The organism is Kitasatospora sp. NPDC040550 (assembly GCF_055594965.1).
This window is the reverse complement of sequence record NZ_JBVIWC010000003.1, coordinates 412,892-435,532: the sequence shown is the minus strand read 5'-3', so window position 1 is coordinate 435,532 and position 22,641 is coordinate 412,892. Positions and strand designations below refer to the sequence as shown.

Annotated in this window: 17 protein-coding genes; 5 read left to right on the top strand and 12 right to left on the bottom strand. The window is 75.7% G+C overall.

Annotation, left to right across the window (positions count from 1 at the left end):
- Positions 1–13 precede the first annotated feature (13 nt).
- The 4 genes from ACZ58X_RS07270 to ACZ58X_RS07255 all read right to left on the bottom strand — a co-directional run bounded on the left by ACZ58X_RS07270 (position 14) and on the right by ACZ58X_RS07255 (position 4,063).
- Complete coding sequence (locus ACZ58X_RS07270) at positions 14–1,339, bottom strand: hemolysin family protein (RefSeq protein ID WP_360238105.1); 1,326 nt, start codon at positions 1,337–1,339, stop codon at positions 14–16.
- 207 nt (positions 1,340–1,546) lie between these two features.
- Positions 1,547–2,539: a malate dehydrogenase gene (locus tag ACZ58X_RS07265; RefSeq protein WP_470332660.1), complete on the bottom strand. Its 993-nt coding sequence runs from the start codon at positions 2,537–2,539 to the stop codon at positions 1,547–1,549.
- Between the two features lie 224 nt (positions 2,540–2,763).
- Positions 2,764–3,189 carry a DUF3017 domain-containing protein gene (locus tag ACZ58X_RS07260; protein WP_350503505.1) on the bottom strand — a complete coding sequence of 142 codons (426 nt, stop codon included), beginning with the start codon at positions 3,187–3,189 and terminating at the stop codon, positions 2,764–2,766.
- A gap of 19 nt (positions 3,190–3,208) precedes the next feature.
- On the bottom strand, positions 3,209–4,063 hold the full coding sequence (locus ACZ58X_RS07255; protein WP_470332659.1) for a bifunctional methylenetetrahydrofolate dehydrogenase/methenyltetrahydrofolate cyclohydrolase: 855 nt from the start codon (positions 4,061–4,063) through the stop codon (positions 3,209–3,211).
- 473 nt (positions 4,064–4,536) lie between these two features.
- Here ACZ58X_RS07255 and ACZ58X_RS07250 point away from each other — a divergent pair, with 473 nt between their 5' ends.
- On the top strand, positions 4,537–5,148 hold the full coding sequence (locus tag ACZ58X_RS07250) for a hypothetical protein (protein WP_470332658.1): 612 nt from the start codon (positions 4,537–4,539) through the stop codon (positions 5,146–5,148).
- Positions 5,149–5,229: 81 nt separating this feature from the next.
- Here ACZ58X_RS07250 and purH read toward each other — a convergent pair whose 3' ends face one another.
- Both purH and purN read right to left on the bottom strand, forming a co-directional pair.
- Positions 5,230–6,831, bottom strand: a complete 1,602-nt coding sequence (gene purH, locus ACZ58X_RS07245; protein WP_470332657.1) for a bifunctional phosphoribosylaminoimidazolecarboxamide formyltransferase/IMP cyclohydrolase — start codon at positions 6,829–6,831, stop codon at positions 5,230–5,232.
- Positions 6,828–7,487 carry a phosphoribosylglycinamide formyltransferase gene (gene purN, locus ACZ58X_RS07240; protein ID WP_375882217.1) on the bottom strand — a complete coding sequence of 220 codons (660 nt, stop codon included), beginning with the start codon at positions 7,485–7,487 and terminating at the stop codon, positions 6,828–6,830. Before purN ends, purH begins: the two co-directional genes overlap by 4 nt.
- A 378-nt stretch (positions 7,488–7,865) precedes the next feature.
- Between purN and ACZ58X_RS07235 the strand changes: the two genes are divergently transcribed.
- On the top strand, positions 7,866–8,573 hold the full coding sequence (locus ACZ58X_RS07235; RefSeq protein ID WP_470332656.1) for a hypothetical protein: 708 nt from the start codon (positions 7,866–7,868) through the stop codon (positions 8,571–8,573).
- A 63-nt stretch (positions 8,574–8,636) separates the two neighbouring features.
- Here ACZ58X_RS07235 and ACZ58X_RS07230 read toward each other — a convergent pair whose 3' ends face one another.
- Complete coding sequence (locus ACZ58X_RS07230; RefSeq protein WP_470332655.1) at positions 8,637–10,109, bottom strand: cell division protein PerM; 1,473 nt, start codon at positions 10,107–10,109, stop codon at positions 8,637–8,639.
- A 132-nt stretch (positions 10,110–10,241) separates the two neighbouring features.
- On the opposite strand from ACZ58X_RS07230, the gene ACZ58X_RS07225 reads away from it, so the two are divergent.
- Complete coding sequence (locus ACZ58X_RS07225; protein ID WP_470332654.1) at positions 10,242–12,044, top strand: LuxR C-terminal-related transcriptional regulator; 1,803 nt, start codon at positions 10,242–10,244, stop codon at positions 12,042–12,044.
- Between the two features lie 106 nt (positions 12,045–12,150).
- Here ACZ58X_RS07225 and sucD read toward each other — a convergent pair whose 3' ends face one another.
- From sucD to ACZ58X_RS07200, 5 genes are all read right to left on the bottom strand, one after another.
- Positions 12,151–13,041, bottom strand: a complete 891-nt coding sequence (sucD, locus tag ACZ58X_RS07220; RefSeq protein ID WP_360238123.1) for a succinate--CoA ligase subunit alpha — start codon at positions 13,039–13,041, stop codon at positions 12,151–12,153.
- A gap of 18 nt (positions 13,042–13,059) precedes the next feature.
- Positions 13,060–14,232 carry an ADP-forming succinate--CoA ligase subunit beta gene (gene sucC / locus ACZ58X_RS07215; RefSeq protein ID WP_470332653.1) on the bottom strand — a complete coding sequence of 391 codons (1,173 nt, stop codon included), beginning with the start codon at positions 14,230–14,232 and terminating at the stop codon, positions 13,060–13,062.
- Positions 14,233–14,598: 366 nt separating this feature from the next.
- Complete coding sequence (locus tag ACZ58X_RS07210; RefSeq protein ID WP_470332652.1) at positions 14,599–15,780, bottom strand: VWA domain-containing protein; 1,182 nt, start codon at positions 15,778–15,780, stop codon at positions 14,599–14,601.
- A 46-nt stretch (positions 15,781–15,826) separates the two neighbouring features.
- Positions 15,827–18,208, bottom strand: a complete 2,382-nt coding sequence (locus ACZ58X_RS07205; RefSeq protein ID WP_470332651.1) for a DUF5682 family protein — start codon at positions 18,206–18,208, stop codon at positions 15,827–15,829.
- A complete protein-coding gene (locus tag ACZ58X_RS07200; protein WP_470332650.1) occupies positions 18,205–19,287 on the bottom strand; it encodes an ATP-binding protein in 1,083 nt (360 codons plus the stop codon). The genes ACZ58X_RS07205 and ACZ58X_RS07200 overlap by 4 nt, the downstream gene beginning before the upstream one ends.
- A gap of 179 nt (positions 19,288–19,466) precedes the next feature.
- Between ACZ58X_RS07200 and ACZ58X_RS07195 the strand changes: the two genes are divergently transcribed.
- Complete coding sequence (locus ACZ58X_RS07195) at positions 19,467–20,780, top strand: SWIM zinc finger family protein (RefSeq protein ID WP_470332649.1); 1,314 nt, start codon at positions 19,467–19,469, stop codon at positions 20,778–20,780.
- A gap of 42 nt (positions 20,781–20,822) precedes the next feature.
- A complete protein-coding gene (locus ACZ58X_RS07190) occupies positions 20,823–22,451 on the top strand; it encodes a DUF5691 domain-containing protein (RefSeq protein ID WP_470332648.1) in 1,629 nt (542 codons plus the stop codon).
- The last annotated feature ends 190 nt before the right edge of the window (positions 22,452–22,641 follow it).

Genomic DNA, 22,641 nt, shown 5'->3' with positions numbered 1-22,641 from the left:
TTCCCCCGGTCCCTCAGGAAACCTCCGGCCCCGCAGGCTCCTCCGGTGTGACCGCACTCACCCTCACCCGGGCGATCCGCCGACCCTCCACCTTGGCCACCGTCAGCAGCACCGCGCCGCCGCCCTCGACCGGGATCCGGGCCTGGTCGCCGTCCCGGGGCAGCCGGCCGAGCGAGGCCACCAGGCAGCCGGCCACCGTCTCGTACGGGCCCTCGGGCAGGGTGACGCCGGTCTCCTCGGTGAAGTCGCCGAGGTTGAGCAGGCCGTCCAGCTCCGTGCCGCCGCCGGCCAGCCGGCGGGTGGGCGCGGACTCCGGCCGGTCGTACTCGTCCCGGATCTCGCCGATCACCTCCTCGACCAGGTCCTCCAGGGTGACGATGCCGGCGGTGCCGCCGTACTCGTCCACCACGATCGCCAGGTGGTGGCCCTCCCGGCGCATCTCACCCATCGCCTCCAGCACCCGCTTGGTGCCGGGCAGCAGCTTGACCGGGCGGGCCAGGTCGCGGACCTTGACGGCCTGCTCGCCGCGGGCGCCGTAGAGGTCCCGGACGTGCACGAAGCCGACCACCGCGTCGGCGCTGCCCTCGACCACCGGGTAGCGCGAGTGCGGCGAGGTCTCGGCCTGGTGCCGCACGGCGGCCAGCGGGCGCTCCGCGTCCAGGAAGGTCACCTCGGTGCGCGGGACCATCACCTCGCGCAGCTGGCGCTCCCCCGCGGCGAACACGTCCGCGATCAACGCCCTTTCGTCGCTTCCCAGTTCGGTGTTGGAGGCGACCAGGCCGCGCAGTTCCTCGGAGCTCATCGAGCCGCGCCCGGCCGCCGGATCGCCGCCGAACAGCCGGACCATCAGGTTGGTGGAGTGGCCGAGCAGCCAGATCACCGGGCGCAGCGCCACCGACATCACGTCCACCACGGGGGCGGCGATCACCGCGATGGACTCGGCGCGCTGCAGGCCGATCCGCTTGGGGGTGAGCTCGCCGAGCACCAGCGAGACGTAACTGATCAGCAGGGTCAGGCCGACCAGGGCGAGGGCGTCCGCCACCCCCTGGGACAGCCCGGCCCGGACGAAGAGCGGGGCGACCTTGCCGGCCAGGGTGTCCGCGCCGAACGCGGCGGACAGGAAGCCCATGCAGGTCACGCCGACCTGGACGGCCGCCAGGAAGCGGTTGGGGTCGGCGGCCAGGTGCGCGGCCCGGGCCGAGCGCCGGGTGCCGTGCGCCTCCAGCGTCCGGATCTGGCCCTCGCGCAGCGAGATCAGCGAGATCTCCGCGACGTTGAACAGGCCGCCCAGCAGGATGAAGACGAGGACGAGCGCGGCGTCCCCGAGGGTTTCGTTCACAGCGGGCCAGTGTAGGCGGCCGGGGTATCCCCGCCCGGGGCCCCGCCCCGAGCCGAAGGGGCGCGCCGATGTCGTAAGGGAGAAGCGAGGGAGCGCCGACCGTCGGCACCGGGTCAGAGCGTCCCGGAGGCGAGCGGGCGGATCACGGCGACGGCCCGCCGCCCCGGGCGGGGGCGGCGGGCCGTCGGAAGGGCCGTGCGGCGGGGCTCAGATGAGGCCCAGCTCCTGGACCGCGTCGCGCTCCTCGGTCAGCTCCTTGACCGAGGCGTCGATGCGGGCGCGGGAGAAGTCGGAGATCTCCAGGCCCTGGACGATCTCGAACTTGCCGTCCTTGGTGGTGACCGGGAAGGAGGAGATCAGGCCGGCCGGGACGCCGTAGGAGCCGTCGGAGACGACGCCCATGGAGGTCCAGTCGCCCTCGGCGGTGCCGTTGACCCAGGTGTGCACGTGGTCGATGGCGGCGTTGGCGGCCGAGGCGGCCGAGGAGGCGCCGCGGGCGTCGATGATGGCCGCGCCGCGCTTGGCGACGGTCGGGATGAAGTCGTTCTCCAGCCAGGCCTGGTCGCTGCCGACGGCCTCGAAGGCCGGCTTGCCGGCGACCTCGGCCTGGAAGATGTCCGGGTACTGGGTCGCGGAGTGGTTGCCCCAGATGGTGACGCGCTTGATGTCGGAGACCAGGGCGCCGGTCTTGGCGGACAGCTGGCCGAGGGCGCGGTTGTGGTCCAGGCGGGTCATCGCGGTGAAGCGCTCGGCCGGGACGTCCGGGGCGTTGCGCTGGGCGATCAGGGCGTTGGTGTTGGCCGGGTTGCCGACGACCAGGACCTTGATGTCGTCCGCGGCGTGGGCGTTGATGGCCTTGCCCTGCGGGCCGAAGATGCCGCCGTTGGCCTGCAGCAGGTCGCCGCGCTCCATGCCGGCGGTGCGCGGACGGGCGCCGACCAGCAGCGCGACGTTGGCGCCGTCGAAGGCCTCGTTCGGCTGGTCGGTGATGGTGATGTCGCGCAGCAGCGGGAAGGCGCAGTCGACGAGCTCCATGGCGGTGCCCTCGGCGGCCTTGAGGCCCTGCGGGATCTCCAGGAGGCGCAGGTTCACCGGCACGTCGGCACCGAGCAGGTGGCCCGAGGCGATGCGGAAGAGCAGCGCGTAGCCGATCTGGCCGGCCGCTCCGGTGATGGTGACGTTGACGGGGGTGCGGGTCATTTCTACCTTCTCCAGCAAATCGCCAGGTGCCCCAGGCACACCGGCGCACTGGAGCCGAGGATGATCTCTCGACATCGAGAGACCGGCGTCAGGTTATCGCAAAGGGAAGCGTACGCCGCGTGTGCGGGCATGGCTGATGCGTCACAGCGGCCGCCGCCCAGCGGGCCCGGAACGCACCGCGGCCCCGCCCGGGAATCCGGACGGGGCCGCGGCAGGAGGCGGGCTCAGTGCTTGGGCCGGCCGATCAGCTGGCCGATGTTGTCCAGCAGCGGGATCTCCAGCCACGGGTTCGGCTGCGCGACCAGGGTCAGCAGCACGATCGAGGCGCCCAGGAAGGCCAGCACGATGACGTCGGTGAAGCGGCTGCGCACCGCCAGCATCCCGACCTCGGGCAGCACCAGCCGCAGCACCGCGCCGAGCAGCACGCCGGTGCCGAGGATCAGCAGCCCGTACTTGAAGCCGTCCTTGAAGTCGGCGAACCAGGTGACCGCGAGGCCGGCGCCGACCACCGACAGGACCAGCGTTATCGGCCACTGCCGGACCGGCAGGGCGTGGTCGCGCCCGAGGGCCGGGGCCGCCCCCTCGGGCGGCAGGGTGCCGGTGGTCTTGACCGGCCGTTGCCGGGAGCGCGCCGGACGCGGTTCAGTCATGCTCGCCGTCCCTCGGGGGTCAGACGCCGGCGCGGCGCTCGGCCGCCTCGACGATGTTGTTGAGCAGCATCGCGCGGGTCATCGGGCCCACGCCGCCGGGGTTCGGGGAGATCCAGCCGGCCACCTCGGCCACCCCCGGGTGCACGTCGCCGACGATCTTGCCCTCGCTGCGGCTGACGCCGACGTCCAGCACCGCGGCGCCCGCCTTGACGTCCTCCGGCTTGACCAGGTGCGGCACGCCCGCGGCGGCCACGATGATGTCGGCCTTGCGCAGGTGCGCGCCGAGGTCCCGGGTGCCGGTGTGGCACAGGGTCACGGTGGCGTTCTCGCTGCGGCGGGTCAGCAGCAGGCCGATCGAGCGGCCGACGGTGATGCCGCGGCCGACCACGACCACCTCGGCGCCGTCGATCTCGACCTGGTGCCGGCGCAGCAGCTCGACGATGCCCAGCGGGGTGCACGGCAGCGGGCCCTCGATGCCCAGGGCCAGCCGGCCGAGCGAGGTCGGGTGCAGGCCGTCGGCGTCCTTGTCCGGGTCCATCAGCTCCAGGACCGGGTTCTGGTCCAGGCCCTTGGGCAGCGGCAGCTGGACGATGTAGCCGGTGCAGGTCGGGTCGGCGTTGAGCTCGCGGACGACGTCCTCGACGTCCTGCTGGCCGGCGGTGGCGGGCAGCTCGCGCTGGATCGAGGCGATGCCGACCTCGGCGCAGTCCTTGTGCTTGCCGTTGACGTACCAGCGGCTGCCCGGGTCGTCGCCGACCAGGACGGTGCCGAGGCCGGGCGTGACGCCCTTCGCCTTGAGGGCCGCCACGCGGGCGGCGAGTTCGGACTTGATCGCGGCGGCGGTGGCCTTGCCATCGAGAATCTGGGCAGTCATGACCCCATTCTCCCGGATCCCGGCCGCCGCCCGTACCGCGGCCGCCCCGGCGACCGGACGGGCACGGAAGGTCCGCACCACGTTGCGGTTGCGCCACAGTCTCCGCACCACACCCACAACCGGCTGGACAGCGCGCTGCCGTCCGGTTGACGATATGCGGGCATCCCCTGCCGCGACCAGGCCCGGTGACGGGCCGACCGGTCCCGCAGCAGGGCGTACCCGGGGGAAAGAGCCAGTGATCCGACCACAGCACACCGCGCAGCCCGACCGCCACGGCGCCCTCACCGCACCGTGCCCGTCCTCGCGTTCGATCACTCGCCCGTCACAGCACTGAGCCGGCCGCGCCCGTCACCGCCGCCGGGCTGTCACCGCGCTCCGATACCGTCCCGTTCCGTCGGCGACCCGACTCGCCGGCCGCAACCGGGTCCTCCGCCGTCCCGTCCCCGCGTTCCCGCAACTGCCCGGAGGCATCCATGAGTTACCCGCCCGACCCGAACAACCCGTACGGCCAGCAGCCGCCCGCGCCGGGCTACGGCTACCCGCAGCAGGCCCCGCCGCAGCCCGCTCCGGGCTACGGCTACCCGCCGCCGGCCGCCCCCGGCTACGGCTACGCGCCGGCCGTGCCGCAGTCCATGCCGGGCCTGGTGACCACCGCCCGGGTGCTGCTGTTCATCGTGGGCGGTGTGCAGGCGATCCTCGCCCTCGTCTACCTGCTCATCGGCGCCGCCGCCAAGGACGTCACCAACACGGCCAAGGCGACCACCAGCGACAACCCGTTCACCGCGCTGGGCGACGCCGCCGCCGGCATCCTGATCGTCGTCGCGGTCCTGTTCGCGCTGTTCGCCGCGCTCTCCATCACGCTGGGCGCCAAGTTCGGCAAGGGCGGCAACAACGTCCGGATCACCACCATCGTGTACGGCTCGCTCGGCAGCCTGGTCGGCCTGCTGATCCTGGCGGGCGCCGTCACCGCCGGCACCGCCATCGGCTATGTGATGGCCGGTCTGTGGCTGGCCATCAGCATCATCTGGATCACCGCCATGTGCACCCAGGAGGGCTCCGCCTGGTTCAACCGGCCGCGCTACTGAGCACCCGGCAGGACCACGACGAAGCGGCCCGGCCCCCTCAGCAGGAGGGGGCCGGGCCGCTTCGTGCACTCAGTGGAACACTCAGTGGAAGAAGTGGCGGGCGCCGGTGAAGTACATCGTCACGCCGGCCTTCCGGGCCGCCTCGACGACCTGCTCGTCACGGATCGAACCGCCCGGCTGGACGATCGCCCGGACACCGGCGGCGATCAGGATCCCCGGGCCGTCCGGGAACGGGAAGAAGGCGTCCGAGGCGGCGTACGAGCCCTTGGCCCGCTCGCCGGCCCGCTCGACCGCGAGCTTGCAGGAGTCGACCCGGTTGACCTGGCCCATGCCGACGCCGACCGAGGCGCCGTCCTTGGCCAGCAGGATCGCGTTGGACTTGACGGCCCGGCAGGCCCGCCAGGCGAAGGCCAGCTCGGCCAGCTCGGCCTCGGACAGCGCCTCGCCGGTGGCCAGCGTCCAGTTCGCCGGGTCGTCGCCCTCGGCCTGCACCCGGTCGGCGTCCTGGAGCAGCACACCGCCGGAGATCGGGCGGACCTCCTGGTGGTTGGCCGGGGCCCCGGGGGCGACCAGCACCCGCAGGTTCTTCTTCCGGGCCAGCACCTCGACCGCGCCGTCCTCGTAGCCGGGGGCCACGACGACCTCGGTGAAGATCGGGGCGATCTGCTCGGCCAGCTCGACGGTGACCGGGCGGTTGACCGCGATCACGCCGCCGTACGCGGAGACCGGGTCGCACTCGTGCGCCTTGCGGTGCGCCTCGACGACGTCGGCGCCGGTCCCGATGCCGCACGGGTTGGCGTGCTTGATGATCGCGACGGCCGGCTCGGCGTGGTCGTACGCGGCCCGGCGGGCGGCGTCGGTGTCGACGTAGTTGTTGTACGACATCTCCTTGCCGTGCAGCTGCTGGGCGCCGGCCAGGCCGCCGCCCGCGGTGAAACCGCTGATCAGCCCGGTGTCGCTGTACAGCGCGGCGCCCTGGTGCGGGTTCTCGCCGTAGCGCAGCACGTTCTGCCGCTCCCAGGTGGCGCCCAGGAACTCGGGGAACCGTTCGTCGCTGGGGGCGTAGCCGGCCTCGAACCAGGAGGCGACGGCCACGTCGTAGGCCGCGGTGTGGGCGAACGCGGCACCGGCCAGGCGCTTGCGGGTGGCCAGGTCGAAGCCGCCCTCGCGGACGGCGGTCAGCACGTCGGCGTAGCGGGCCGGGTCGACCACGACGGCCACCGACGGGTGGTTCTTGGCGGCGGCGCGGACCATGCTGGGGCCGCCGATGTCGATCTGCTCGACGCACTCGTCCGGGGTGGCACCCGAGGCGACGGTGGCCTTGAACGGGTAGAGGTTCACCACGACCAGGTCGAAGGGCTCGACACCGAGCTCGGCCAGCTGCGCGCGGTGCGACTCCAGGCGCAGGTCGGCGAGCACGCCGGCGTGCACGCGGGGGTGCAGCGTCTTCACGCGCCCGTCCAGGCACTCCGGGAAGCCGGTCAGCTCGGAGACCTCGGTCACCGGGACGCCGGCGGCGGCGATCCGGCCGGCGGTGGAGCCGGTGGAGACGATGGCGACCCCGGCGGCGTGCAGGCCCTGGGCCAGCTCCTCCAGACCGGTCTTGTCGTACACGCTGATCAGCGCACGACGGATCGGACGGATGTTCTCCGAAACGGGGGGCGTGGTGGAGCTGGCGCTCATGCCGGGATCCATACCTTTCGGTCCTCGATGCGGTGACCTTCGCGGGCCAGCCGGCCCACGACGTCGACGAGCAGCTTGCGCTCGACAGTCTTGATGCGCTCGTGCAGCGCGTCGCCGCCATCGGCGTGGTCGGCGTCGAGCACCTCGACGACGCCCTGCGCGATGATCGGCCCGGTGTCCACTCCGGCGTCGACCAGGTGGACGGTGCAGCCGGTGACCCTCACCCCGTACGCGAGCGCGTCGGTGACGCCGTGGGCACCGGGGAAGGACGGCAGCAGTGCGGGGTGGGTGTTGACGATCCGCCCCGCGAAGGCCGCGATGAACTCGGGGCCGAGGATCTTCATGAAGCCGGCCGTGACCACCAGGTCGGGCTGGTGGGCGGCGACGGAGGCGGTCAGCGCGCGGTCCCAGTCGGCCCGGTCCGCGAAGTCCTTCACCCGGTGGACGAAGGTCGGCAGGCCCGCCCGCTCGGCGCGCTCCAGGCCGGCGATCCCGTCCCGGTCCGCGCCCACGGCCACGATCCCGGCGCCGTACGCCGGGTCGGCGGCGGCGTCGATCAGGGCCTGGAGGTTGGTGCCGGAGCCGGAGACCAGTACCACCAGGCGGGCCGGTCCGGGCGTACGGGGCGGGAAGAGCTGGGCGGGGGCGGCGGCCACTGCGCGATTCTCCGTAGGTCGGGCGCCGCCCGCTGGTACGTCCACCGGCGGTGGGGCCACTACGAACGGCAGGTCGAGCGAGGGGGAACACCAGGAGAACCCGCCGCGACGCGGGACCGGGGGAACCCGTGGGAGCTGCTGACCGTCACCACGATAACGGCTGGTCGGAGGGCCCCTGCACCCTCCCTCCGGCGCTACGCGCGTAGTTGAGACGGGGATCTCCTCCGGCCCTCCGCACCGGAGTTGCGGGCGACCGGCCCCGGTACGGGCAGGCCCCCGACGGGCCCTCGAACGCTTGCGGGATCATTGGGGCGGAGGAGACCGCCCCCGCGCGCGACCCTCCGCACGAGCCCCGACCGAGAAGGAACGGCTGAACCCATGAGCAGCGGCGACGACACCGACGAGCGCAACCCCTTCGCGCCGCCGCCCGCGGACGCCCCGGACCAGCCGTGGCAGCCGCGCAGCCCCTGGCCCGGCCAGGGCCCGGAGGGCGACGGCGGCCAGAGCGGCGGCCGGCCCGGCGCAGGTCCCGGCGGCGAGCGCCCGCCGCACCCGCAGCAGTGGGGACCGGGCCCCGGCGAGGGCGGGCCCGGCCGTCGCCCCCAAGGTCCGCAGCCGCCCCGGCTCGACCTGACGAACCCGGCCCACCGCAAGGCGCGCAACGCCGCGCTGGCCGGACCGTTCGCCCTGGTCTGCCTGTTCACCGGCTTCCACTGGATCGCCCTGCTGGTCGGCGTGCTCGGCATCGTCTGGGGCATCGGCGCGCTCCGGGCCGGGCGGGCCGCGTCCACCCCGGCTCCCGCGGCGGCACCGGCCGGGGCGTACGGCCAGGCCGGCCCGTACGGCCACCCCGGCCACCCCGGCCACCCCGGTGCCCCGGCGCCGAACCCGCTCACCCCGGCCGCGCTCGCCGGGATCCTCACCGGCGCGATGACCGTCGTGGTCGCCACCTCGGTGATCGGGCTCAGCATCCACTACCGGGACTACGTGACCTGCGTGCGGGACTCGCTCACCACCGTCGGCGCCGAGAACTGCGACCGGTACGCACCGCAGTGGTACGTGGACTTCAGCGGGAACGCCGAGTAGCAGGAACGCCGAGTAGCAGGAGCGCCGAGCAACGGGAGCGCCGAGCAACCGGCCCGACCGGGGTCAGTCGGCGGGGCGCCGGGCGGACAGCCGCAGCACGAGGGCGTGGGCACCGGCGCGCAGCCGCAGCGCGCTCCGGCGGGTCCGGGTCGCGAGCCGGGCGCAGGCACGCGCGACGGACGCCGGGGCCCAGGCCCGCCCCCCGGCCGGGCCGTCGCCCGGGCCGTCGTCCAGGTCGTCGTCCAGCGCCTCGGCGGGGTCCTCGGCCCGCGCGGGGCCGAGCAGCCGGTACCGCACCAGCAGGGCGCCCGGCACCGCCACCAGGGCGAGCCAGCCGGCCGCCGCCAGGCCCGTCCACCACGGCACCGGTCCCAGCCGGGCCATCCGCTCGGCCGCCAGCGCCCCGCCGGACAGCCAGCCCAGCAGCGTCGCCCCGGCACCGAGCAGCAGCGCGGCCGCCAGGGCCGCCGTCGCCGTCGCCGCGGGCGGCCACGGCCCGTCCCCGCCCGACGGGGAGCGCCGACCCGCCGCCGCCCGGCCCAGCAGGAGCGCGGGCACCAGCCCCGCCAGCAGCGGGAGCAGCAGCGCGGCCAGCCGCCAGCCGCCCGGGCCCTCCTGGGGCAGCAGGGCGAACAGCGGGAACTCCGGCACCGGGCCGAGTTCCGTCCCGCCCGGCGACACCAGTGACCCGGCGCCGACCTCGAAGCCCGGGCCCAGCGCGTACGCGGCGCCCCACAGCACCGCGTTGGGCAGCAGCACCACGGTGACCAGCAGCAGCCCGACCAGCGCGGCGGGCCCGCCGCCGAGCAGCGCCATCCCGCGCCCGCCCCCGGCGACCGCGTCCAGCACCGCCGCCACCGTCACCAGCAGCCCGCCCGCCGCGAGCAGTCCCGCCGCGGCCGCACCCGCCGCCCGGCACACCGCGGGCGTGCCACCGGTCGGCCGCCAGCCCGGCGGGAGCCGGTCGAACAGCGCCTCGGCGTCGATCCGCCCGGCGCCGCCGGCCCCCTGCGTCCCGGCGGCTTCGCCGGACCGTACGCCCGCCGCCGTCGCCAGCCCGGCCACCAGGCCCACCACCAGCAGGTCCGGCAGCACCCGGCTGCGGAACAGCCCGGCGCCCGCGCTGTGCAGCGCCACCACGACCGCCACCGCGCAGTACCCCGCCCAGAGCGCCAGCGGGCCGCCCCAGCGCGAGCGCAGCCCCCGCCGGGCCGCCACCCCGGCCCCCGCCCGGTACAGCCGCACCACGGCCAGGGCCCCGAGCAGCAGCGGAGTGACCGTCAGCGGGGCGTCCGCGCCGCCGCGCAGGACCGGCGCGCCGTGGCCGAGCAGCCAGAGCGCACCCGCCAACCGGGTGGCACCGGCCGCATCGGAGTCCGCGTACGGCGTCGCCACCCAGAGCCCGAGGACCGGCACCCCGACGACCGCGAGACCGACCAGCGCCGTCCGCACCCCCGCCAACAGGTCGGCCAGCGCCGGGCGTCCACCCAATTCGCCGGGCACTTCCAGGAGCGGACGGCCCATCAGCTGCGTCATGCGCCTCATGGTGCCAAGGCGACTCGCCATGCTCCGTGAACCGGCAAACCGCCGCCGTGTCCCAGATTATTGTCTTATGCGCCTTTTCAGACCCTGCCCCCAAGCCGCCGTCGCCCCGGCCCGGAGCGTCTGATGACCACGCCACCCACCCGCGCCACCGATCCGCTGCGGAAGCTGACCCCCCGTGAGGCCCAGGCCCTCACCCACCTGGCCGCCGGACACGGCCTCGATCACACCGCCGCCGCACTCGGCGTCACCACCGCGACCGCCCGCAGTTATCTGCACCGGGCCATGCGCAAACTCGGCTGTCCCACCGAAGCCGCCGCGATCGCCCTGCTCAGGACCGCACCTCCGACCGGCCCGGGGCGGCGCCCCCCGGCCACCCCCACCGGCACCGACCGCACGCGAGTGGCCCCCACTGCCCCGGGAGAACGCAGCGGCATGACCAAGACCACCCCGACCGGCGGGAAACCCGGCACCGACAGCGACCGCCGCCACCGCTCCACCGGCACCGGCCCCGGCCCCGGCCGGTCGACGGCGCACGGCGAGCCCGGCCCCCCGGCGAGCTCCGGGCCCGGCCAGACCGGCCAGACCGGCCAGACCGGCCAGACCGGCCAGACCGGCCCGCCGCAGGGCCCGGCCGCGCGGCCCGGTCCCGCCCCGGGCAAGCCCGAGGGCCGGCGCCGTCGCCCCGCGGACGGCCCGCGCGGCCCGCAGGGGGTCGGGCGCAAGCCCGGCACCACCGCCCCGGCCTCCGCCCCGGCCGGCGCCCCCGAACCGGCCGCTCCAGAGCCGCCCGTGGCCGTCCGGCCCGCTTCCGGTTCCGCTTCCGCCCCCGGCGGGCGCGACGCCGCCGACTCCCGCGAACGGATCAGCGCGGCGCTCAGCGAGGCGGGCCACGGACGGGACCTGACGGAGAGCTTCGAGGAGCTGTACGAGGCCGCGCACACCCGGCTGGTGCAGCAGGTGTTCCTGCTGACCGCCTGCCGCCACCGCGCGGTGCACTGCGTGCGGCGGGCGTTCGGGGAGGCCCGGCAGGACTGGGGCGGGGTGGTCGGATCGGGCGATCCGGAGGGCTGGGTGCGGGTGCGGGCCTGCGAGCTGGCGCTGTCGCCGTGGCGGCGCGGCGGCCCCCGGCGGGTGCACGCGTGGACGCTGCCGCACCGGCGGATCCGGGTCCGGCCGGCCGACGAGGCCCAGTCGGTGCTGCCCGACCACGACCGGCTGACCGACCGGGACAAGGCGCTGTTGAAGGCCCTGCGGCGGCTGTCCCGGCCGCAGCGGCGGGCCCTGGTGCTGCACGACGGGCTGGGGCTGCCGGCGGCGGCGGTCGCGGTGGAGGTGGAGTCGACCCGGGCGGCCGCCGAGGGGCGGGTGTGGGCGGCGCGGGCGGCGCTGGCGCAGTGGGTGCCGGAGCTGGTGGGGCCGGACCCGGCGGCGCCGGGGTTCGCGGACGGGCTGAGCGGCCTGCTGCATCGGGCGGCGGTGCGGGGCTGCCCGGAGCCGCACCGGGCACCGGTACCGGTGCTGCGGGCCAAGCACCGGCTGGGCACGGCCGCCCGGACGGGTGCGGCGGTGCTGCTGACGGTGGCCGTGGGCGGGGCGACGGTGGCGACGCTCTCCGGGCTGCGTCCGGCGGCGCTGTTCCACCGGCCGGAGCAGCCGGTCCCCGCGCTCTGCGTGCCGGCCCCGACGGCGGAGGTGGAGGCCCCGGGCGTGCCGCTGCTGCCGGGCGGCGCGCCGAACGGCATCACCAGCCTGTGGTGCAGTCCGACGCCGGGGCTGGCGGCGGTGGTGGCGGAGCCGCAGGCCCAGGCGGTCGCGCGCTGGGAGCTGCCGGCCGCGGCCCACGGCGTGGCCCCGCCGCCGCAGCAGGACCCGGCGGTCTGCCCGACCTGGTCGCCGCTGCCCTGCGCCACCGGCCCGGGGCACTGACGCGCCGGCACCCCGGCGCGCGGGCAAGCCTGCGCGCCGGCCCCGGAAAAGCGAGCGCCCCCGCCCTACGGGAGGGCGGGGGCGCTCAGCGCGCGGGTGACCGGGATCAGCCCTTGGCGGCGATGATCTCGCGGGCCAGGCGGGCGGTCTCGGACGGCGTCTTGCCGACCTTGACACCGGCGGCCTCGAGGGCCTCCTTCTTCGCCTGGGCGGTGCCCGAGGAGCCCGAGACGATGGCGCCGGCGTGGCCCATGGTCTTGCCCTCGGGGGCGGTGAAGCCCGCGACGTAGCCGACGACCGGCTTGGTGACGTGCTCGGCGATGTAGGCCGCGGCGCGCTCCTCGGCGTCGCCACCGATCTCACCGATCATGACGATGATCTCGGTCTCCGGGTCCTCCTGGAAGGCCTTGAGGGCGTCGATGTGGGTGGTCCCGATGACCGGGTCACCGCCGATGCCCACGGCCGAGGAGAAGCCGATGTCGCGCAGCTCGTACATGAGCTGGTAGGTCAGGGTGCCCGACTTCGAGACCAGACCGATCTTGCCGGAGGTGGTGATGTCGGCCGGGATGATGCCGGCGTTCGACTGTCCGGGGCTGATCAGGCCGGGGCAGTTCGGGCCGATGATCCGGGTCTTGTTGCCCTTCGAACCGGCGTACGCCCAGAAGGCGGCGGTGTCGTGCACCGGAACGCCCTCGGTGATGACGACGGCCAGGCCGATCTCGGCGTCGATGGCCTCGATGACGGCGGCCTTGGTGAAGGCCGGCGGCACGAAGAGGACGGAGACGTCGGCGCCGGTCTCCTTCATGGCCTCGGCGACGGAGCCGAAGACCGGGATCTCGGTGCCGTCGACGTCGACCGTGGTGCCGGCCTTGCGCGGGTTGACACCGCCGACGATCTGGGTGCCGGAGGCGAGCATGCGGCGGGTGTGCTTCATGCCCTCGGCGCCGGTCATGCCCTGGACGATGACCTTGCTGTCCTTGGTAAGGAAGATAGCCATGGTGTTAAGTCCCCTTCCTTACTTGTTGGCCAGCTCGGCGGCGCGGTCAGCGGCGCCGTCCATGGTGTCCACGCGCTGGACCAGCGGGTGGTTGGCGTCGTCGAGGATCTTGCGACCCAGCTCCGCGTTGTTGCCGTCCAGGCGGACGACCAGCGGCTTGGTGACGTTCTCGCCCTTGCTCTCCAGGAGCGCGAGGGCCTGCACGATGCCGTTGGCGACCGCGTCACAGGCGGTGATGCCGCCGAAGACGTTGACGAAGACCGACTTGACGTCGGGGTCGCCCAGGATGATCTCCAGGCCGTTCGCCATGACCTCGGCGGAGGCGCCGCCACCGATGTCCAGGAAGTTGGCGGGCTTGACGCCGCCGTGGTTCTCACCGGCGTAGGCGACCACGTCGAGGGTGCTCATGACGAGGCCCGCGCCGTTGCCGATGATGCCGACCTGGCCGTCGAGCTTGACGTAGTTCAGGCCCTTGGCCTTGGCAGCGGCCTCCAGCGGGTTGGCCGCGGCCTTGTCCTCGAGCGCCTCGTGCTCCGGCTGACGGAACTCGGCGTTCTCGTCCAGGGAGACCTTGCCGTCGAGCGCGATGATCTTGCCCTCACCGGACTTGATCAGCGGGTTGACCTCGACGAGGAGGGCGTCCTCCTTGATGAAGACGGTCCACAGCTTCTGCAGGACCTCGGCGACCTGGTCGGCGACCTCGGCCGGGAACTTCGCCGCGGCGACGATCTCGGCGGCCTTCTCCGGGGTGCAGCCCTCGTTGGCGTCGACCGGGATCTTGGCGAGCGCCTCGGGGTTCTGCTCGGCGACGACCTCGATCTCCACGCCGCCCTCGACGCTGGCCATGGCCAGGAAGGTGCGGTTGGTGCGGTCCAGCAGGAACGAGACGTAGTACTCGTCCTTGATGTCCGCGGTCTGGGCCAGCATCACCTTGTGAACGGTGTGGCCCTTGATGTCCATGCCGAGGATCTGCTCGGCCTTGGCGACGGCGTCCGCCGGGTCGGCGGCGAGCTTCACGCCACCGGCCTTGCCTCGGCCACCCACCTTCACCTGAGCCTTGACGACGGCGCGGCCGCCGAAGCGCTCCGCGATGGCGGCAGCGTCTGCGGCGGTCTCGATGACATCGCCGTCAAGCACGGGCACACCGTGCTTGGCGAAGAGGTCCCTCGCCTGGTACTCGAACAGGTCCACGTGTTTGTCCTTGTTCGTGGTCGCGGATTGTGTCTCTACGAGCGTGCCACGGCAGGATCTTCGCTGCGGGTCGTCGAAGCGGTGCGGGTACGCAGAGGTACGGCCTTGCGGCCCACACAGCCACGGGCGCACACGTCAATCAACACGCGCGTCACGTCCGTCTGGCAGGTTATCCCCGTGGGACGGGACTGTTCCGCCCGGGGCCTGTCCGTCATGGGTGAGAACCGTCACAGATCGGCCCATGGCCGTCGGCGGCGCCCGCGGTCCACCGATCGAGTGATTCACACGTTCGAGTGAAGTCGTCGCGGCCCCGGTCAGGGCTCGCGGTCAGCGCTCGCGGTCGGAGCTCGCGGTCGGAGTTCGCGGTCAGGGCTCCCGGTCGGCCGCCCCCGTCAGGCGCTGCGGGACCGGCCGCCTCTCGATCGCCGCCGCCATGATCTCGGGGAAGGCGTCCGGGGTGCAGGCGAAGGCCGGGACGCCGAGCGCGGCCAGGGCGGCGGCGTGGGCGTGGTCGTACGCGGGGGCGCCCTCGTCGGACAGCGCGAGCAGCGCGATGAACTGGACGCCCGCCGCCTTCATCGCGGCGACCCGCCGCAGCATGCCCTCCCGGATGCCGCCCTCGTAGAGGTCGCTGATCAGCACCACCACGGTCTCCGACGGCCGGGTGATCCGCGACTGGCAGTAGGCGAGCGCCCGGTTGATGTCGGTGCCGCCGCCGAGCCGGGTGGCGAACAGGACGTCCACCGGGTCGGTCAGCTGCTCGGTGAGGTCGACCACCGAGGTGTCGAAGACGACCAGCCGGGTGTCCAGGCTGCGCATCGAGGCGAGCACCGCGCCGAACACCGCGGCGTGCACGACGGACGGCGCCATCGAGCCGGACTGGTCGACGCAGAGGATGACGTCCTTCCGCACCGCCCGCTGGGCACGGGCGTGGCCGACCAGCCGCTCGGGCACCACGGTGCCGTGCTCGGGCAGGTAGTTCCGCAGGTTGGCCCGGATGGTCCGGTCCCAGTCGATGTCCCGGTGGCGCGGCCGGTTCACCCGGGCGCTGCGGTCCAGGGCGCCGCCCAGGGTGGCCCTGGTCCGGTCGGACAGTCGGCGCTCCAGGTCGGCGACCACCTTGCCGACCACGGCCCGGGCGGACTCCCGGGTGGTCTCGGGCAGCGCGTGCTTGAGCGACAGCAGGGTGCCCACCAGGTGCACGTCCGGCTCGACGGCCTCCAGCATCTCCGGCTCCAGCAGCAGCCGGTCCAGGCCGAGCCGGGTGATCGCGTCCTGCTGCATCAGCTGGACGACGGTGGACGGGAAGTACTCCCGGATGTCGCCCAGCCAGCGGGCCACCTGCGGGGCCGAACCGCCCAGCCCGGCGCTGCGACGGCCGCCCCGGGGCGCCCTGCCGCCCTCCTCCGGCGCGCCCCGGTAGAGCGCGGCGAGGGCGCCGTCCATCGCGGCGTCGCGGCCGCGCAGGGTGCGGCCGGTGCCGTCGGCCTCGCCGCCGAGCACCAGGCGCCAGCGGCGCAGCCGTTCGTCGGTCGGGGTCGTTGCCATCGGGTCCTCCTCGGTACGGCGGGCGGGTCGGGGGTGACCGCCGGGGTCAGGTGTCGCGGCCGGTGGCCTGGCGGGGGATCCGCGGACGGACCCCGAGCAGCACGGCCAGCACCGGGACGGCCGCGTCGGCGCGGTCCGGGTCGAGCGCCCCGACCGCCTCGGGCACCGCCGGGGCGGCGTCCAGCGGACCGGCCGCGACCCGGCCGCCGATGGTGCTGCGCACGCCCGCCTCCAGCCCGGCGAAAGTGCGCCGCAGCAGCGGCAGGACATCGGTGAACACCTCGCCGCCGACCCCGCCGAGCCACTCGTCCAGCAGGGCGAGCAACCGGGGGTCGTGCAGCAGCAGGGCGCCGCCGCCGGTGAGGAAGCCCTCGACCCAACCGGCCGCGTCGGCCGGGGCGTTGGCCGTCGACAGCACCAGCCCGAGCCGTCGGCCGGCCTCCTCGGAGTCCAACCGGCCGTCGTCCAGCAGCAGCCGGACGGCGCGGCCGCGCAGCAGGCCGGGGACGCCGGTGGCCGGGGGGCCGGCGGGCTCGCGGCGGGCCAGCGAGCGCAGGGCGGCGGCCCAGCGGTCGGGCAGGCCCTCGGTGCCCGCGGCCTCACCCACGGAACCGGCCTCACCGGCCTCACCGGCCTCACCGGCGGCACCGGCCGCGTCCGGGCCGAGCAGGGCGATCGCGCCGTGCACCTCGTCGATCCGGGCGCGCATCGCCGCCGCGCCGTCCGCGTCCAGGCCGACGCAGGCGGGCGGCAGCCCGACGCAGACCCGCTCGGCCAACCCGGCCGCGGCCCCGGCCAGCGCGCCGTGGTCGGTGCCGCGCACGTCGCCGTAGCGCAGCGCCCGGACCAGCGCGGGCAGCGCGCCCGCCAGGTGCGCGACGTCGGTGTCCAGGGCCGCGCGGTCCGCCAGCACCCGCATCACCGCGGGCAGCGCACCGGGCAGCCCGGCCCGTAGGCAGGTCTCCACCAGGCCGGTCAGTTCGGCGAGTTCGACGGCGGCGCGGGCGGTGCCGACCGCCTTCCCGACGGCAGCCTCCTCCACCGTGGTGCCCCACTGGGCGGCCTCGGCGATCCGGACCGCGAACTCCGGCTGCCAGCACAGCCGCCAGCTCTCCCGGAAGGTGCCGGTGGAGTTGACCGAGGACCGGGCCGGCACGCCCCACTCGATGCCCAGCAACCGCAGCCGGTGCAGCAGCCGGGAGCGGGCCGCGTCGGTGTCCTTGCGCAGGTCGAGGTCGAGCTCCCGGGGCGCGGCCTCCGGTCTGAGCCGCAGCGAGCGCTGCAGCCGGGCCAGGTCGCGCTGCAGCGGCACCGCCGGCGCGTCGTCCGGCACCTCGCCGAGCGCGTCACCGACCACCAGGCGGTCCCGGACGAGCTCCAGGGCGACGTCCGAACCCTCGCAGAGCACCGCGCGGACGGCGTCCAGGGTCTCGGTCAGCCCGGCGAGCGGGCGGCCGCGCAGCACCGCGAGGGTCTCGGCGAGCCGGACCGCCTCGATCACGTGGGCGGAGGAGACCGGGTGGTCCTCGGCGCGCAGCAGTTCGGCGGCCTTGGCCAGCCAGCGCGGCACCGGGTCGCCCTCGGCGCTGAACAGGTGGTGGTACCAGCCGGGCGACCGGACGCCCGCGCCGTAGCCGGCGGTCTGGGAGAGCCGGCGGTGCGTCCACGGGATCCAGGTGATGTCGGCCCGCACCTTCTTCGGCAGCCCGGCGAGCAGGGCCCGGTCGTGCGCCACGGTGGGCATGGTCGCCAGCGCGGGCACGTGGAAGGCGCCGCAGACCACGGCGATCCGGCGGTGCCCGGCCCGCCGGGCGGCCCGGATCCGCTGGCGCATGTGGGCCTCGCGCAGTTCGTCCCGGCGGGACTCGCCGAGGCCCTCGGCGCGCAGCGCCGCCATCGCCTCGGCGACGGCGGCGAACGGTGCCAGCGCGTCCGTGCCGGGGGCGCGGTGCTCGACCACGTCCTCCCACCAGCGCTCCGGGTCGTCGTGGCCGGCGGCCTCGGCGAGCAGCGCCAGCGGGTCCGCGGGCGGCTCCTCGGCGGCCTCCCCGGCCCGGTCGTCCGCCCGGTCGTCCGCCCGGTCCCAGGGCCGCTCCCCCGCGGCCGGCGCGAAGGCGTACCCCGCGGGCAGGTCGATGAAGTGGACCGGCAGGCCGTGGTCCACCGCGTGCCGGACCGCCACCCACTCGGGGGAGAACGCGGCGTACGGCCAGAACGCGGCCCGCGACGGGTCGTCCACCGCGTGGGCGAGCAGGGCGACCGGCGGCACCAGGTCCTTCCCCGCCGCCAGGTGGACGACGGCGTCGGCCTCCGCCGGGCCCTCGATCAGCACCGCGTCCGGCCGCCACTGCGCCAGCGCGGCCGCCACCGCCCGGGCCGAGCCCGGGCCGTGGTGCCGGATGCCCAGCAGGGCGACCTCCGTGGTCACGCCGTCACCTCGCGGGCCGCGCGGTAGAAGTCCTTCCAGCCGTCGCGCTCGCGCACCACCCCTTCGACGTACTCGCGCCACACCGCCCGGTCCGCCACCGGGTCGCGGACGACCGCGCCGAGGATGCCGGCCGTCACGTCCCCGGCGCGCAGCACGCCGTCGCCGAAGTGGGTGGCCAGGGCCAGGCCGTTGGTCAGCACCGAGATCGCCTCGGCGGTGGAGAGGGTGCCGCTCGGGGTCTTGACCTTCGTCCGGCCGTCCACGGTGCGACCGGCCCGCAGCTCCCGGAAGACCGTCACCACGCGCCTGATCTCCTCGGCGCCGCCCGGCAGTTCGGGCAGGTCGAGGGAGCGGCCGAGCTGGTTGACCCGGCGGGTGACGATGTCGACCTCCTCGTCCAGCGAGCCGGGCAGGGGCAGCACCACGGTGTTGAAGCGGCGGCGCAGCGCGCTGGACAGCTCGTTGACGCCGCGGTCCCGGTCGTTGGCGGTGGCGATCACGTTGAAGCCGCGCACGGCTTGCGTCTCGCCGCCCAACTCCGGTACCGGCAGGGTCTTCTCGGACAGGACGGTGATCAGGCTGTCCTGCACGTCGGCCGGGATGCGGGTGAGCTCCTCGATCCGGGCGAGCTTGCCGTCCGCCATCGCCCGCATCAGCGGCGAGGGCACCAGGGCGTCCCGGCTGGGGCCGTGGGCGAGCAGCCGGGCGTAGTTCCAGCCGTACCGGACGGCCTCCTCGGGGGTGCCCGCGGTGCCCTGCACCAGCAGCGTGGAGTCGCCGCTGATCGCGGCGGCCAGGTGCTCGGACACCCAGGTCTTCGCAGTGCCCGGCACGCCGAGCAGCAGCAGCGCGCGGTCCGTCGCCAGGGTGGTGACGGCGACCTCGACGATCCGGCGCGGGCCGATGTACTTGGGGGTGATCCGGGTGCCGTCCGGCAGCTCGCCGCCGAGCAGGTACGTCGCCACGGCCCACGGCGAGAGCTTCCAGCGCTCGGGGCGCGGACGGTCGTCCTGCGCGGCCAGCGCGGCCAGTTCACCGGCGAACGCGTCCTCGGCGTGCTGCCGCAGTACGTCGGTCATGGGGGCTCCTTGAGGTCGGCCGCCGGGTACGCGGGTGCCCCGGTGGTGGGGTGAACGGGGGGAGCCAGGTCGGCGTCCCGGCCTGTGGGAACCACCTTGCAACGCGCCACTGACAACCGCCGGACGGGCGCCGGACGGGCAGTCAGCCGCTGTCAGTGCCCCCGCCTACCGTCGGTCGCATGGAGGAACGCTGGAGCACCGAACACGTCCTTTCGCTGGCCCCTGACGCCGCGTCGCGGAAGGCCGCGGGCGAGCTGTCCGCGCCCGGGCCCTGGTCCGGCACGGGCACCGACGGCGCCGCCCTCTGGGGCGAGTGCCGGGGCGGCGGCCGTACGCCCTACCGCACCGTGATCGCACTCGCCACGCCCGCCTACCGGTGCAGCTGCCCCAGCCGGAAGTTCCCGTGCAAGCACGCGCTCGGACTCCTCCTGCTGTGGAGCGGCGCCCCCGAGGCCGTCCCGGCCGGCCGGCCCGCCGACTGGGCGGCCGAATGGCTGGAGGCCCGGCAGGAACGGGCCGAGAAGCGCGCGGGCGCCCCGGCCGACCCGGAGGCCGCCCGCCGCCGGGCCGAGCGGCGCGGCGCCCGGGTCGCGGCCGGCGCGGCCGAACTGCGGCTGCGGCTCGCCGACCGGATCCGGCACGGCCTGGCCGACCAGTCCACGGCCGGCCCCTGGGAGGAGGTCGCGGCCCGGATGGTCGACGCCCAGGCCTCCGGACTCGCCACCCGGGTACGGGAGTTGGACACCCTGCCGGAGGACCGGCTACTGGAGGAGTACGCGATGCTGCACCTGCTGGCCACCGCCGCCACCCGGCTCGACGAACTGCCGGCCGACCTGGCCGCCACCGTCCGCGCCCGGGTCGGCTACACCCTGGACACCGCCGAGGTGCTGGCCGGCCCGACCGTACGGGACCGCTGGCTGGTGCTCGGCAGCCGCACCGTGCCGATGGACGGGGGGACCGACGAGCGGCTCACCACCCGCCGGGTCTGGCTGCGCGGCGCCAAGACCGGCCGCCCCGCCCTGCTGCTCGCCTTCGGCCGCCCCGGCCAGGCCCCCGACCTCGCCCTGCCCACCGGCCACCTGCTGGAGGCCGAACTCGCCTACCACCCCGGCGCCCGCCCGCTGCGCGCCGCGCTCGGCACCCGCTACGGCGCCCCCGGGCCCGGCCCGGCCGCCCCGCCCGCCGGGCTCACCGTCGCCGAGGCGGTCGCCGGGTACGGCACCGCGGTGGCCGACGACCCGTGGCTGGACAGCTGGCCGACCGTGCTCGCCGGGGTCGTCCCGGTCCGCGCCCCGGACGGCTGGCACCTGACGGACGGCCACCACACCGTCCCGGTCCGCCCCTCGGCCGTCCCCGAGGCCGCCCTGTGGCGGCTGGCCGCGGTCTCCACCGGCCGCCCGCTGACGGTCTTCGGCGAGTACGGCCACCAGGGCTTCGCCCCGGTCACCGCCTGGACCGCCGGGCACCGCCCGGTCGGCCTCACCTCCGCGTAGCGGCTGTCCCCAGGAGAACCCGACGTCTCAGGAGAACCGACGATGACCCTCGCCCAGGACCCGTGGGAGCCGCTGCGGACCAGCGCCCTGCTCGGCACCGACCGGCGCCCGCTCCCGCCCACCGCCCTGCCGCTCGCCGACGCCGTGGACCCGTCCGACCCGGCCACCGCCCTGCTGGAGCTGGCCGCGCTGGCCACCGTCCGCCGCCGGGCCGGCGCCCTGCCGGTACCGGCCGCCGGGCCGCCCGGACCGCCCGCCCCCGAGGACCCCCGCCCCGAACTGCCCGAGGCCGCCGCCCGCCGGCTGGCCGTCCTGCTCGGCGGGCGCACCGGCGGCACCGGCGGCGGCACCCTGGCCAACCTCGCCGAGCTGCTGCCGCAGTGGCTCGCCACCGCCCGGGCCGAGGGCCTGCGGCCGCCCGCCGCCCTGATACCCGGGCTGCTCGACGCCGCCCGGGCGCGCAGCGAACTGCGCTCCGACGCCGTGGCGCTGGCCGGTCCGCTGGGCCGCTGGCTGGCCGCGCAGAACCCCGACTGGCGGTTCGTGCTGCGCACCACCGCCGCCGAGCCGGCCCGGCAGCCGGACGACCCGGCGGCCCCGGCCGGCCCGGACGACCACCGGCTGTGGCACGAGGGCCTGTTCGCCGAGCGGGTCACCCATCTGACCCTGCTGCGCCGCCGCGACCCGGCCGCCGGGCTGGAGCTGCTGCGCAGCACCTGGCCCACCGAGCGCGCCGAGGACCGGCTGCTCTTCCTGGACGCCCTCCAGGACGGCCTCTCCCCCGCCGACGAGCCCTTCCTGGAGGCCGCCCTGGGCGACCGCAGCAAGAACGTCCGCGCCACCGCCGCCGAACTGCTCTCCACCCTGCCCGACTCGGCGCTCGCCCAGCGGATGGCCGAGCGGGCCCGGGCCGCCGTCCGGCTCGCCGACAGCGGCACCCACCTGCTGGTCACCCCGCCCGCCGAGTGCGACGAGCGGATGCAGCGCGACGGCATCGCCCCCAAGTCCCCCACCGGGCGCGGCGAACGGGCCTGGTGGTTCGGCGAGGTGGTGGCCGCCGCGCCGCTGTCGGTCTGGCCGGCCGACACCGGCCTGACGCCCGAGCAGCTGCTCGCGCTGCGGGTCGGTGACAGCGTGGACGAGACCAGCAGTAGCTGGGCCGACGACCTGCGGGAGGCCTGGGCGCGCGCCGCCGTGCGTCAGCACGACGCCACCTGGGCCCGGGCCCTGCTCGGCCCGGCCCCCGCCCCGCCGGCCCGGGGCGCCGGGCGGGCCCGGGGCGCGCGGGTCACCGGCGCCCCGGCGAAGCTGCTGGCCGTGCTCCCGCCCGAGGAGCGGGCGGCCTGGACGGCCGCCTTCGTCGAGGTGCACGGCCTGGCCGAGGCCTTCCAGCTGCTCGGCGCCTGCGCCACCCCGTGGACGCCGCCGCTGTCCACCGCCGTGGTGACGGCGCTGGCCCGGGCCGCCGCCTCCGGCGCGTACCCGTGGAGCCACAGCGGGGTACTCGGGATGACGGAGCGGGCGCTCGCCCCCGGGACGGCCGCCGCGGTGGAGGAGCTGGCCGCCGGGGCCTCGCCCGACTCCGCCTGGTCGGAGACCTTCGCCCGGCTGGCCGGGACCCTGCGCTTCCGGGCGGCGATGCTCGACGAGCTGACGGTTCGCACCGGTTGACGCACCGGCGGGCCGGGCAGCCGGTACGGCCGGGCGGGCAGCGCGGCCGTACCGGGGCACGCCCCGGGAACGCCCGAGCGGGCCGGCCCAGGACGGACCGGCCCGCTCGGCGCGCGGCAGAGCCCGGCCGGCGAGGCCCAGCCGGCGAACTCACCCGGCGAAGCTCAGTCGGCGAAACTCAGCCGCGAAA

Excerpts from the sequence above, each read along its gene's own strand:
- ACZ58X_RS07265 (WP_470332660.1), bottom strand. The coding sequence starts at position 2,539 with ATGACCCGCACCCCCGTCAACGTCACCATCACCGGAGCGGCCGGCCAG.
- ACZ58X_RS07260 (WP_350503505.1), bottom strand. The coding sequence starts at position 3,189 with ATGACTGAACCGCGTCCGGCGCGCTCCCGGCAACGGCCGGTCAAGACC.
- ACZ58X_RS07255 (WP_470332659.1), bottom strand. The coding sequence starts at position 4,063 with ATGACTGCCCAGATTCTCGATGGCAAGGCCACCGCCGCCGCGATCAAG.
- ACZ58X_RS07250 (WP_470332658.1), top strand. The coding sequence starts at position 4,537 with ATGAGTTACCCGCCCGACCCGAACAACCCGTACGGCCAGCAGCCGCCC.
- purH (WP_470332657.1), bottom strand. The coding sequence starts at position 6,831 with ATGAGCGCCAGCTCCACCACGCCCCCCGTTTCGGAGAACATCCGTCCG.
- ACZ58X_RS07235 (WP_470332656.1), top strand. The coding sequence starts at position 7,866 with ATGAGCAGCGGCGACGACACCGACGAGCGCAACCCCTTCGCGCCGCCG.
- ACZ58X_RS07230 (WP_470332655.1), bottom strand. The coding sequence starts at position 10,109 with ATGACGCAGCTGATGGGCCGTCCGCTCCTGGAAGTGCCCGGCGAATTG.
- ACZ58X_RS07225 (WP_470332654.1), top strand. The coding sequence starts at position 10,242 with ATGACCACGCCACCCACCCGCGCCACCGATCCGCTGCGGAAGCTGACC.
- sucD (WP_360238123.1), bottom strand. The coding sequence starts at position 13,041 with ATGGCTATCTTCCTTACCAAGGACAGCAAGGTCATCGTCCAGGGCATG.
- ACZ58X_RS07210 (WP_470332652.1), bottom strand. The coding sequence starts at position 15,780 with ATGGCAACGACCCCGACCGACGAACGGCTGCGCCGCTGGCGCCTGGTG.
- ACZ58X_RS07200 (WP_470332650.1), bottom strand. The coding sequence starts at position 19,287 with ATGACCGACGTACTGCGGCAGCACGCCGAGGACGCGTTCGCCGGTGAA.
- ACZ58X_RS07195 (WP_470332649.1), top strand. The coding sequence starts at position 19,467 with ATGGAGGAACGCTGGAGCACCGAACACGTCCTTTCGCTGGCCCCTGAC.
- ACZ58X_RS07190 (WP_470332648.1), top strand. The coding sequence starts at position 20,823 with ATGACCCTCGCCCAGGACCCGTGGGAGCCGCTGCGGACCAGCGCCCTG.